Origin of the sequence: Pseudomonas sp. BT-42-2, assembly GCF_025847435.2 — a bacterium.
GTDB lineage: Bacteria > Pseudomonadota > Gammaproteobacteria > Pseudomonadales > Pseudomonadaceae > Aquipseudomonas > Aquipseudomonas urmiensis.
Genome location: NZ_JAOYTM010000012.1, coordinates 175542 through 187901, shown reverse-complemented (window position 1 = coordinate 187901; position 12360 = coordinate 175542). Strand labels below are relative to the sequence as shown.

10 protein-coding genes and 1 riboswitch are annotated in these 12360 nt (G+C 61.4%); of the genes, 2 read left to right on the top strand and 8 right to left on the bottom strand.

From position 1 onward, the window contains the following. Positions 1-85: 85 nt before the first annotated feature. A riboswitch (cobalamin riboswitch) is annotated at positions 86-293 on the bottom strand. Positions 294-445: 152 nt separating this feature from the next. Continuing rightward, on the top strand, positions 446-1024 hold the full coding sequence (locus OIU19_RS15540) for a hypothetical protein (protein WP_264235746.1): 579 nt from the start codon (positions 446-448) through the stop codon (positions 1022-1024). A gap of 39 nt (positions 1025-1063) precedes the next feature. On the opposite strand, the gene OIU19_RS15535 is transcribed toward OIU19_RS15540, so the two are convergent. Both OIU19_RS15535 and OIU19_RS15530 read right to left on the bottom strand, forming a co-directional pair. After that, a complete protein-coding gene (locus tag OIU19_RS15535; protein ID WP_264235745.1) occupies positions 1064-2371 on the bottom strand; it encodes a dicarboxylate/amino acid:cation symporter in 1308 nt (435 codons plus the stop codon). An 81-nt stretch (positions 2372-2452) separates the two neighbouring features. Then, positions 2453-3511, bottom strand: a complete 1059-nt coding sequence (locus OIU19_RS15530; protein WP_186554658.1) for a tartrate dehydrogenase — start codon at positions 3509-3511, stop codon at positions 2453-2455. A gap of 124 nt (positions 3512-3635) precedes the next feature. Here OIU19_RS15530 and OIU19_RS15525 point away from each other — a divergent pair, with 124 nt between their 5' ends. Further along, entirely contained in the window at positions 3636-4553 is a 918-nt protein-coding gene (locus tag OIU19_RS15525; RefSeq protein ID WP_264235744.1) for a LysR family transcriptional regulator, read from the top strand. Between the two features lie 6 nt (positions 4554-4559). On the opposite strand, the gene OIU19_RS15520 is transcribed toward OIU19_RS15525, so the two are convergent. From OIU19_RS15520 to OIU19_RS15495, 6 genes are all read right to left on the bottom strand, one after another. Further along, the gene (locus OIU19_RS15520; RefSeq protein ID WP_264235743.1) at positions 4560-7121 is read right to left on the bottom strand and encodes a dermonecrotic toxin domain-containing protein; all 2562 of its coding nucleotides are present in this window, start codon (positions 7119-7121) and stop codon (positions 4560-4562) included. 475 nt (positions 7122-7596) lie between these two features. Further along, complete coding sequence (locus tag OIU19_RS15515; protein ID WP_264235742.1) at positions 7597-8133, bottom strand: C40 family peptidase; 537 nt, start codon at positions 8131-8133, stop codon at positions 7597-7599. Positions 8134-8268: 135 nt separating this feature from the next. Further along, positions 8269-8907: a C40 family peptidase gene (locus tag OIU19_RS15510; RefSeq protein WP_264235741.1), complete on the bottom strand. Its 639-nt coding sequence runs from the start codon at positions 8905-8907 to the stop codon at positions 8269-8271. 127 nt (positions 8908-9034) lie between these two features. Further along, positions 9035-9739: a DnaA regulatory inactivator Hda gene (gene hda, locus OIU19_RS15505; RefSeq protein WP_186554653.1), complete on the bottom strand. Its 705-nt coding sequence runs from the start codon at positions 9737-9739 to the stop codon at positions 9035-9037. Between the two features lie 166 nt (positions 9740-9905). Beyond that, positions 9906-10979 (bottom strand): AI-2E family transporter, encoded by a 1074-nt coding sequence (locus OIU19_RS15500; RefSeq protein ID WP_264235828.1) that lies wholly within the window; start codon positions 10977-10979, stop codon positions 9906-9908. A gap of 15 nt (positions 10980-10994) precedes the next feature. Further along, entirely contained in the window at positions 10995-12065 is a 1071-nt protein-coding gene (locus OIU19_RS15495; RefSeq protein WP_264235740.1) for a DUF2066 domain-containing protein, read from the bottom strand. Positions 12066-12360: the final 295 nt, after the last annotated feature.

Here is a 12360-nt window from a genome sequence, read left to right as displayed (position 1 = left end):
GCGGCGACAGATCGATAGGCAGGCAAACGGAGAACGCGCAGGCGCCGTGACCCACGCCACAGGCAACCGCGCATCACCCTCCGTGATGCCATTGGCAGTAACAGGCCGGTCTCCGGGCTCGTGAGCGAAGCGCGGGCTTCTGCGCCGCGCGCCTTCCCGGGTCATTCAACCCAGTGGCCATGCGCGACCTTGACTCACCTACCGTTGCGGGGGCAGCGCCGGAATACCACCGGCTTCCCAGTTTCACCCCGCCAGACCGCAGCCTGCAGGGCACCTGAAACACGCCGCGAAGGTTAGAGGGTTGCACCGGGAGCGTCAATGAAACAAGGCCGATTTGGCCTGGATCAATGGCCGATCCGGCAGCTTGTGCCAGACTGTCAGCAGTGATATCACATAGCCATCACTTTCAGCTGAACGCGACCAATAACGATAAGGAGAGCGCAGCATGCAAGGTCTGATCATCAACAACCCGCGCCTGGAGTTCCTGCGCCCGGCACTGGAGCGCTGGGTCGATTGCATCGACCGCTTCAATCAGGTCCAGGGCGACAATGAGGCGCCTTACTGGCATGGCGCGGCGGCCAACGTCGGCATGCTGGCTGCGGCGGCCTGGCAGGCTGAACTGGTGGCGCTGGAGCAGTACCAGAGCAAGAAGCAGCGTGATGAGGGTGAGCGTGAGGGGCGCTGCGATCTGTCCATCAGCAACGCTGAGGAGTCGATTCATTTGCGTGCCAGCCAGCGCTGGCCGCGGATTGCCCGGCTGGATTTGAACGCGGCGCTGCAGGAGGCGACGGCGCTGGCCAAGCCTATTGCCTACCCCAGTCAGCTCAAGGCCGGCGCGTTGTTCATCAGCCCGTGGAAGGCGGGACAGCATGCCAGCCCCGAGGAGCTGCAAGATCTGGTGGATGATCTGCAAAAGCACACGGCGTGTATGGTGGCTTGGTATTTCCCGTATGCGTATCGCAAGTTGCATAACGAACTGGGCCAGTATTTTCCGGGGGTGGCATTGATGGTGAAGCAGGGCTGAAGACTTGGGGCTGCATTGCAGCCCCTGGCAGCGGCCCCCTTACACCGATCGCTCAGGCACAAGAACGGTGCCAGCAGCAGACTCCTGCTGTTTCACCGCCACCTCTGCTTCCATCGCCTCGCGCAACTTGTCCTTGTCCAGCGCCCCCACCCACTTGGCAATCGCCAGCGTCCCGACCCCATTACCAATGGTATTGGTGATCGCCCGCGCCTCGGACATGAACCGGTCCACGCCCAACAGCAAGACCATCCCAGCCACCGGGATGGTGCCCAGCGAAGCCAGGGTCGCTGCGAGGATGATGAACCCCGACCCCGTCACCCCAGCCGAGCCCTTGGAGGTAAACATCAACACCGCCAGTACGATCAGCTGATCGCTGAAGCTCAGCGGCGTGTTGGTCGCCTGGGCAATGAAAATCGCCGCGATGGTGTAGTAGATCGCCTGGCCGTCGGGGTTGAAGGTCAGCCCCGAGGGGATGATCATCCCTGCCACGGGCTTGGACACCCCGGCCTGTTCCATCTTGGCGATCATCTGCGGCAGCACCGATTCAGACGAGCTGGTGCCGAGCACGGTGAACAGCTCCTCTTTGATGAAGCGCAGGAACTTCCACAAGCTGAAGCCAGCCCAGCGGCAGATCGGCCCGAGGATCACCACCACAAAGGCAAAGCAGGTCAGGTAGACGCAGGCCATCAGCTTGCCCAGCGAGAACAGCGACTCGAAACCGTACTTGCCGATGGTGGCAATCGCCCCGAATGCTCCGATCGGGGCCAGGCGCATGACCATGTTGACCACCACGAACATGCCGCGCATCAAGCTGTCGAGGTTGTCGACAAACAGCTGCGCCTTCGGACCGGCCTTGGCCAGGGCTACGCCAAGCAGAATGGAGAACAGCAGGATCTGCAGGATATTGCCCTTGGCAAAGGCATCGACCACGGTGTCGGGGATGATCCCCAGGACAAAGTCGAGGAACGAGCTGTGCTTGGCAGCGGCGGTGTAGCTGGCGATGCTGCCGCTATCCAGGCTCGCCGGGTCGATGTTCATGCCTGCGCCCGGCTGGAACACCTGCACTACCAGCAGGCCGATCACCAGCGCCAGGGTCGACACCACCTCGAAGTAGATCAGCGCGCGAAAGCCCACCCGCCCCAGCTCTTTCATGTTTTCCATGCGGGCGATGCCGGTGACCACGGTGAGGAAGATCACCGGTGCCAGGAGCATCTTGATCAGTTTGATGAAGGCATCGCCAATCGGCTTGAGCGCCTCGCCGGTCTGCGGCCAGAGCACGCCGACGATAGCACCGATGATGACGGCGAGCAGGACTTGCACGTACAGCTTGCTGAGCATGCGTTTCATGATTTGGCCCTGATTGTTGTTTTTGTTCAGGAGTGCCTTGGGGCCTGGCGGTTACCGGCCCCGCAGCGCAAGTCGCGCGAATCAGCGGCGGATCAGCGCCAGCACCGCATCGGTGACCTCACGGGTAGTGGCCTTGCCGCCCAGGTCTGGGGTGTGCAGGCCGCTCTCGGTCACCGCTTCGATGGCGGACATCAATTCAGCCGCCGCCGCCGTTTCGCCCAGGTGCTCGAGCATCATCACCGCCGTCCAGAAGGTGGCGATGGGGTTGGCCACGCCTTTGCCGGTGATGTCGAAGGCCGAACCGTGGATTGGCTCGAACATCGAGGGGAAATCGCGGCTTGGATTGAGGTTGGCGGTCGGCGCGATACCCAGGCTGCCGGACAGCGCGGCGGCCAGGTCGGAGAGGATGTCGGCATGCAGGTTGGTGGCCACCACCACGTCCAGTTGCTCAGGCTTGAGCACCATGGTGGTGGTCACCGCATCGACCAGTTCACGGGTGGTGCGTACGTCCGGATAGTCTTGAGCGACTTCGGCGAACACCTCATCCCACAGCACCATGCCGTGGCGCTGGGCATTGGATTTGGTCACCAGGGTCAGGTGCTTGGCCGGGCGGCTGCGGGCCAGCTCGAAGGCAAAACGGTGAATTCGCTCGACGCCGACGCGGGTGAAGGTCGACACCTCGGTGGCGACCTCGATCGGCAGGCCCTGATGCACCCGCCCGCCACTGCCGGAGTACTCGCCTTCTGAGTTTTCCCGCACGATCACCCAGTCGATCGCCTTGCCCTTGGCCAGCGGGCTGGTCACCCCCGGCAAGACCCGCGCCGGGCGCACGTTGGCATATTGATCGAAGCCCTGGCAGATCGGCAGACGCAGGCCCCACAGCGAGACATGGTCGGCTACCTCCAGGCTGCCGACGGCGCCGAAGAAGATCGCATCGAAGGACTTCAGCGCCTCAAGGCCACCTTCGGGAATGTACTGGCCTTCTCGCAGGTAGCGCTCCGAGCCCCAGTCGAAATGCTCGAAGTCCAGGCCGAAGGTGCCGCGCTTGGCTGCCAGCGCCTTGAGCACCTCAACGCCTGCGGCGATCACTTCCACGCCGATGCCGTCACCTGGGATTGCTGCGATCTTGTAGTTGCTCATGTCTCGATTCCCATTGTTGTTGTGCCCCGCCGGGCTTGTCCTGACGGGTATGGGCCGAGTATATGTAGTGAAATCAGGGCAGCAGTTAACCCTGGATTACTACATAGGTAACTCAGGGTTAACAATGAATCCAACACAGGACTTGGGCTTTTTTCACCTGCTGGCCAAGCAAGGCAGCCTGGCCGCGACTGCCCGTGAGCTGGGGGTTACGCCCCCGGCCGTGAGCAAGCGCTTGAGCGCTTTGGAAGCGCGCCTGGGGGTGCGCTTGGTCAATCGCACGACTCGCTCGATGAGCCTGACTGCTGAAGGCGAGCTGTACTTTGCCCACGCGGCGCGGATCCTGGTGCAGGTCGATGAGGTCGAGCAATTGCTTGGCCGTCATCGCGCCGAGCCCAAGGGGCTGATCCGGGTAAACGCCTCGCTGGGCTTCGGCCGACGCTACATCGGCCCGGCGCTCGCCGACTTCTACGCGCGTTATCCGGATATCGAAGTGCAACTTGAAATCAGTGATCATCCGCTGGACCTGGCCAGTCATGGCTTCGACCTGGGCATCCGCTTTGGCAGCCTGCCCGACGCCTCGTTCCATGCACGCAAGATCGCCTCCAATCGGCGCCTGTTGTGCGCCTCACCGCTGTATCTGGACAAATACGGCACGCCGTCGAAGCTGACCGACCTGGCCCAGCACAACTGCATTTTCCTGCGCCAGAACGAGTCGCCCTATGGCGTGTGGAGCTTCACCAGCGGCGGGCGAACGCAGACCGTCAAGGTGCAAGGCGCCCTGAGCTGCAACGATGGTGAAGTGGCGCTGAACTGGGCGTTGCAAGGGCATGGCATCCTGCTGCGCGCCGAATGGGACATCGCCCGCTACGTGCGTAGCGGGCGCTTGCGTTTGCTACTCGAAGACCAGACACCTAGCCGCGCCGACGTCTATGCGGTGTACCCGCAGCAATTACATCTCTCGACGCGGGTTCGGCGTCTGATCGACTTTTTGATCGAACGTTTTGAGCGCATCGATCATCTGGATCTGGAGGATGTCCAGTAACAACCGCTACTGGGTAACGACTGGGAAAAAGCGCTCGACCAATGCCGAGGATTTTACTTTGGCAATGTAGGCCGCGCGGTCGAACAGCTCACCTGTGCGCATGTCGTACACCGATCCGGCGGCTGGCTTGTCGATCTGGCTCAGCGACACATGGATGAACCGGTAGCCATCACCGTACACTTGCTCCAGCTGGTCGATACGAAAGTAATGCCCTGGCAAGAACAAGGTTTCTGCCTCATCCCAGTACATGGAAAATGCACTGATCGGGATACCGCTCTGATAACGCCCTTCCGGCAGTTCGAATACCACCGAGGTATCGTCGAACGATCCATCCAGGCCGCTAGCTTCTCCGACCGTGCTTGACGAGGAAAACTGGCGCACCAGGTAGGGGTTTTCGGTAAAAGACGTCAGGTCGGTATTGACCAATACATCACCGACACTCAACTGGCCACGGCGAAAGTGCTCACCACTGGTGCCACGCCCGCCATGGCCACCGCGATACAGCGTCACCGCATTGCTCTTGGGCAATGATTCGAGGGTGTCAGCCAGATCGTCGATGTAGCTTGCGCAGTCGTCGTAGCGATGCACCCCTTCGCGAAAAACCTGATTGATCTGCGATTCCTCATCGGTGTAATACTCGATCAGGAAGTTGACGAACTCCCCGCCTTCGTAGCGAAACGAGTACTGCGGTTTGCCGTTGAGCATGACGCAGGACAATCCGTGACTGTCGACATCCAGCGTCGCATCCGGGCTCAGGCTAGGGATGCCCGATGCAAGCAGAATTTTTTTGTGACGTGCTCGTGCTTGCGCCGACAAGTGCTTGCTGCGGACGCCGTGAGTCTTCATGTACTCGTCCCACAGCGCTGAAGTACGGCTGGGTATACCCGATACTGGCGGCGGGCTTCCGCCTAGCAGCCTGGGGGGCTCGAGCAACTCCCACTCACCGATATCATTCTGGCGTACCGGTAGCAAGGGGCCAAAGGCAAAGGGCTTGTCCGCTGAGACGATGAGCCAGACAGACAATTCATGGCTATAACGCACGCGATAGGACAACCCACGCAACATAATCCAGCAAGCGCCGTCAGGGGTGACCCGCAGCCCCGACAAGCGTCCACTGCTGATATGCTCGCCGGTGCTCAGCGCATTGCTTTCTTTACCCGCAAGAACGGCGTCGGGCGTAGAGCAAACAGTCCACTGTGACAGCGATGCATTGGCCTCGTGGAACGGTGCCTGGTAGGCCAACGAGGCATAACTGGACTGAAAGCCCAGATCAGCCATATTCAAAGCGGCGAACAGGCTGTCGAGCAACGCATCCCGCAAAGCGGCTTTGCGCGCCTCTTCACCGGGCGCATGCAGGGATATGTCCACTCCTAGGCCAAGTTTTGCCACCGCAGCACCGAGCAACACCAGGGTCACCGGCCAGCCCAGGGGTGCGAAGCCACCGAATACATTCAGGAACGCGGCAAGATAGCCACTCCACATCGCCTCGCGCAGCCCGGCGTTATCCAGCATGATCGCTGCACTGTCCTGCATCTGGGCGCGGGCCTGTGCAGCCAGGTAAACGAAGATGTCTTGGCTGATCTGCACCTGTTGAAGCGCCAGCAACGCCAGGGCGGCCTGATCGGAACGGGTGTTGGCGATTGCCCGAAGCGTTACTCGGACCAACTCAGCAAGCGACTTGTCGCGTGGATTGGTCAGCAGATTGCTGAGAAACCCTTGCAGACCCTGCGTGCTCTTCAATTCGCCGCGCAACCATCCAGCCATGGCCAGTTCGCTCTCGAACGCTCGCAGCGCCTCTGTCGACCAGGGCAGATACAGCAGCACGCGACCACTGTCTGCGCGAAAACTGTAGATGCAAGCGTTGTCCCCACGACCCAATGCGTACCGACTTACTGCCAGCGAGCCACTGGTGCTGTCTTGGCGTAACTGCAAGAGGCTCGGCAGTTGTCCCGAGGACTCCAACCCGTCAGCTGCCATGGCACGCAAAGTCGTGGCATCCGCCGGACTGATGCGCCCCGCGCGGACGGCCTTGACGCATTCGCCGAGCAGATTGATCTTGGCCAGTACCTGTACATTGACAGTCTGCGTTGCCCAGAACTGGGCGACCTCTGCGCGGTACACCTCGGCGAAATCCAATGCCCACAGATCTTGCTGCACCGCACTGCCCAGCATGCGCACTTCGTTGCGTTCATCGAAATGAGCAGCCTGTGCCCCTTGCTTGTAGAAGCCGCCATAGAGGTCCAACTCGTCACTGGCATCTTGAAAACGTAGCTCGAAGCGCTCGACAACCAGTTCAGTGAGGGTGACAGATTTCACTGGCGGGCCGCTGTGCTGCCAGCCGTTGAAGCTACGGCTGCTGGAACTGGAGGTCTCGAACCGGTGCCACCAGACGAATCGCGGGTCGATCGCCTTGCCGGTATGTTTAAGCACTATTCGCGCTGCATGCTTGCGTGCCAATACATACGGGTCGGGATAGTCACGCAAAAAATCTTCCACCACCTGTATCAACGACCGCGCCACATCCAGCGACTCTAGTTGACGCTGTTTCTTGTCCTTGATCCCGTTCAATGGCCACCTCCTGGCCTGATTATCAGGCGCCCATCATGGACAGTCAGGTGTGCATCAGGCGGTACATGTGTGTGTGCCCATAATTGCCAAATGACCTGCAGCGTCGGCCAGCCCCTGAATTTACGCAGACCAACGCTGGAGAACAGCAGGCATGTTGACGCTGCCCAGGACTGGCTTTTTTTAATGGGAGGGCCCGGCGATGGGCCAGCCAGTTGGTGCGAAAGTGGAATCGTCGATGACTACTCCGGCCTCTTCGCGGGCAAGCCCGCTCCCACAGACTCACCGCCAACCGGAACAACGGCGCGGTGCCTGTGGGAGCAACTGTCTTTCTGTGAGAACCGACCTTGCCGGCAATGACTACTCTGGTCTTTTCGCGGACAAGCCCGCCCCCACAGACTCACCGCCAACCGGAACAACGGCGCGATGCCTGTGGGAGCGGGCTTGCCCGCGAAGAAGCCAGAATAAACACTACAAATCAGGGATTCTGCGCCAAATGCCCCGGCGGGATGATCCGCTTGGCCTGCAAATAAGCCTTGGCCCAGTAGCTATTGGAAAGATAATCCAGACGCACTGTCCCACCCGTGGAAGGCGCATGAACAAAGCGCCCCTCCCCCACATAAATTCCGGCATGGCTAACCTGCGACCCACCGTTCGTCGCAAAGAACACCAAATCCCCCGACTGCAGCGCCTTCTGATCCACGGTAGGCGCGCGCATGACGATCATCTCCCGCGTCGAACGCGGCAAACTGATCCCCGCAGCATCGCGGTACACATAGCCAATCAAGCCACTGCAATCGAACCCTGAATCGGGCGTATTACCGCCCCAACGATAGGGCGTACCGACCAAGCCAATCGCCCGGAACAGCACATCTTCCGCCACCGGCGAGGCGCTAACTTGTTGATTGAAGGTAGTTTGTGGCTTGACCAGCGGCGCCGGTGCAGGCGCACGGCTGGAGCAGGCAGCCAGCAAGGCCACCAGGGAAAGTAGTGCGAAGCGCGCCATCATCACCATGGCCAAAACTTCCTGTCAGAGACCGATCGACCGCAGCCGAAAAGAGTTGAGAAATTAGATTAGACGCTTTCTGTAAATGCGCACGGCGGCGAGCTTTTCAGCATCGCCGCCGCGAGAGAATATAGCAATTCGCTATCAGTTGCGCGAGATCGTGGTCGGCGCCATGGCCAGGGCGCGCTTGGCCTCGATGAAGGTCTTGCTCCAGTAGCGGTCACCGAGGTTGTCGATGCGCACACCACCACTGCGGCGGCTGCTGGAGTGGATGAATTGATTGTCACCCAGGTAGATGCCAGCATGGCTGACGCGGCCACGGCCATTGGTACTGAAGAACAGCAGATCACCTGGCTTGAGTTTGTTCCGGGCAACCTTGGGCGCATCGACGTTGATCATCTCGCGGGTCGAGCGCGGCAGGGTCATGCCGGCTTCCTCACGGAACAGATAACCGATGAAACCGCTGCAGTCGAAACCGGATTTCTCCGAGGTACCGCCAAAGCGATAGCGAGTGCCGATCAGCGACATGCCACGCTCCAGGATGCTGTCGGCAAGGACTGGCAACTGGTACGGCTTGCTGGTGCTGGAAAAGGCGTCGAGGTCTTCTTCAGTGGCCACTGGCTCTTCAGCGAAAACCGAAGAGGCCGAAGCGTTGGCCATGACCGCCGAATGGGCGGCAACCTGGGGTTGATCCTGAGGCTGGGAAACCGGGCCATGAGCCGCGCAGCCAAAAAGCAGGGTCACGAGTGCGAGTGGCACGAGGGGTGCGAAGCGCTTGAGCATGGGCACGACCGTGTCTGTAATCCTTTAGAAGGGTGAGACTATGCCCTCTATCATGGCCATTTGCAAATTTTATCGAAAAAGATGTGACTTTTCCTACGCAACGCTCTGGCCCGGTGTTTTCAAGGACTTACCAGCCGAGGGTTTCCTTGAGGAACGGGATGGTCAGTTTGCGCTGGGCCTGCAGCGAGGCTTGATCGAGGCGTTCGAGCAGATCGAACAGCGCACTCATGCTGCGCGCGCCACGGGTGAGGATGAAATGGCCGACCTCATCGGTCAGGTGCAAGCCACGGCGCGAAGCCCGCAGTTGCAAGGCGCGCAGCTTGTCTTCATCGGACAGGCCACGCATCTGGAAGATCAGCGCCAAGGTCAGGCGCGACTTGAGGTCAGGCAGTTTGATCGGCAGCTCCCGCGGCGAGCTGGAGGCCGCCAAGAGCAGGCGCCGGCCACTGTCGCGCAGGCGGTTGAAGAGGTGGAACATGGCCTCTTCCCAATCGGCTTTGCCAGCGATCACATGCAAGTCGTCGATGCACACCAGCTCGTATTGTTCGAGGTGGTCGAGCAGCTCTACGCCGCGCTCGAGCAATTGCGCCAGCGGCAGGTACACGGCAGGTTCGCCGCGTTGCTGGAAACGGTGGGTGGCGGCCTGCAACAGGTGAGTTCGGCCCACACCCTGTTTGCCCCATAAATAAATGAGGCTCTCGGTCCAGCCGGCGTCGGCTTCACATAGCCGCTCGACGTAGCCTAATGCCGCGGCATTGGCGCCCGGATAGTAGTTGATGAAGGTAGCGTCATCGCGCAGACGCACACCCAGGGGCAACTGGATCGGTTTCATGCTGGCTGACGGTCGCGAGGACCACGGGGGCCTTTGGTGAACAGTGTGCAAAGTCTATACCCGCAGCGCGGGCGGCACAATCGGCGAGCGCAAGAGCGTAAGTAAAATCAATGAGTTGCGCGGTAAAAATGCAAAAAAAGGGGCCTTTGCACGGCCCCTGACGGTGTCACAGGTCCGGATCGACCTCGCCGCCGTACATGTCTGACTCCTTGTACAGGTCATGTACATGACGCAGCAGCACCATGATCACTGCCGCCACGGGCAAGGCCAGCAGCACCCCGGTAAAGCCAAACAGCTCGCCCCCGGCCAGAATCGCGAAGATCACCGCCACCGGATGCAGGCCAATGCGATCGCCCACCAGCATCGGTGTCAGCACCATGCCCTCGAGCACCTGGCCGATCATGAACACCGCGACGATGCCCAGCAGCGGATACGGATCGCCGCCAAACTGGAACAACCCGGCAATCAAAGCGGCGCCGATGCCAATGATGAAGCCCATGTACGGCACGATCGCCGCAAGCCCGGCCAACAGACCGATCAACAGACCCAGTTCCAGGCCTACCAGCATCAAGCCGCTGGAATAGATCACGCCCAGCGCCAGCATCACCAGCAACTGACCACGCACGAAGGCGCCGAGTACTTCATGGCATTCGCCCGCCAGGCCCATCACCTGCGACTCACGCTGGCGTGGCAGCAGACTGCGCAGCTTGGCCATCATCACGTCCCAGTCGCGTAGCAAGTAGAAGCCCACCACCGGAATCAGCACCAGGTTGGCCAGCCACGCCATCAGCGCCAGGCTCGAAGCAGTGGCCTGCGACAGCAGCATGCCGACGATGTCGGTGGTCTGGCCCATGTGCGCGCCGACCGCGGCCTTGATCTTGTCGAACTTCCAGAAGCCGTCGGCCAGGCCCAGGCGGCTCTGTACCCAAGGCAGCGCAACATGCTGCAGCCAGTCGAGCATTTGCGGCGTCAGTTCGTACAGGCGCACCAACTGCTTGGCCAGCATCGGGATCAGCACCAGCAACATGGCCATGAAGATCAAGGTGAACAGGCTGAACACCACCACCACGCCCCAGGTACGCGACAGGCCCAGGCGTTCCAGGCGATCGACCAGCGGGTCGGCCAGATACGCCAGGAGAATGCCGACCAGAAACGGAGAAAGAATGTTGTGCAGGCTATATAGCAGCACGGCGATCAGCAGGGCCACGCCCAGCCATACCCAGCGACGCGGGTCAGTCATCATTTGCACGCATCCTTACCAGGCAAAACGCAGGCCGTCGAACGGCTTGGGCGCAGCGGCCTGAACCGCCGCAGGCTGCTCGGCCCCAGGCTGTGCTGCGGGCGCTGGCGGATTAGCCGGGCTGGCCGGTTGTTCGGCTGGCAGTTCCTGAAGCTTGGCCAGGCCCAATTGGGCGCGCAGCTGCTCACGATTGCCGGTGACGGCATAGGTCAGCGTGGCGCCATCGGCCATCTGCAAGCGCGGGCCATAGGGCTCGAGCACACGGCTGAGTTCAGCGTAGCGCTGCAGGTTCATGCCCTGCACTTGCACTTGCAGCTCACTGCTGGCTCCCGGGCGGGTGACATAGCGCGGTGCCAGGCGGTTGCTGACTGCGAGCATGACCGCATCGGCCAACGCGGCCTGATCAGTGCCTTCGGCATCGCCTTGTTCGCGCTGATCCCCCAGCCACAGCTGCCATTTGCCCTGCCACTTGCCGTCGGCTTCATGGGCGTGCACCGCCAGCAGGGCATCGGCGCCATAGCGCTCGGAGGCCTCGCGCAGCGGCGCCGGGTCCTTGCCTTCCAGCTGCTTGGGGGTGGCGACCAGTTGTTCCTGCAGATCAGCCAACGGCAGGCGCAGCGGCAGGCCACGATGCTGGGCGGCGCGGCGCAGCGGTTCGGCAGCGCTTTGGCCGTCGCCGACCAGGCTGCTGCCATCGACACTATCATTCAACCACCAGCCGAGAATCGCGGGCCGGTTATTGCCCCACAGGGCCAGGCCCGCCTTGCGCAGGGCGCGCTCGGTGCTGCCGGGGTCGAACTCCACCAGCACGCTCTCCGGCGGGCCAGCATCGCTACCGACCTGATTGATGATCTGCTGCGGGTCGCTACGCAGCGCGGCCAGGGCCGGGCTCTGCGGCGCCTTGGGGTCGCCGGTCAAGCGCAGTACCAAGGTATCCAGGGCTTGGCGAGTGGCCTGGGTACGCGCTTCGCTGCCCTGCCCTTGCAGCGGTTCGCGAACTTGATACAGCCCGGATACCGCCTCGGCCTGGGCGGCAGTGCCGACCAGGGCCAGGCAACCGGCGGCCAGGTAGTTGAGAAAACGCATGGAGGATTCCTGTCCAGTGAGCTAAGTGACGGCGAACATCGCGCCTGCCGGCTCAGACCACCGCGTGAGAAAATCGCTCCTTCACGCCAGCAATCAGAGTCCGCCGCCTTTTCTATACCTTATACAGGCGCTGGCGTGGCAACCAGTCGCGCACGCCTAAACAAGGTTTTTTAATCGATTCCCGGCCAGTCGGTCGGCCTGAGGATGGCCGCTGCCCGGCAACCCTGATAAAATCGCGCGCCTTCGCAGACCAGTGACGAACAGGCAGCCGCCGCTTCAACAGCCGGCCTTGGCC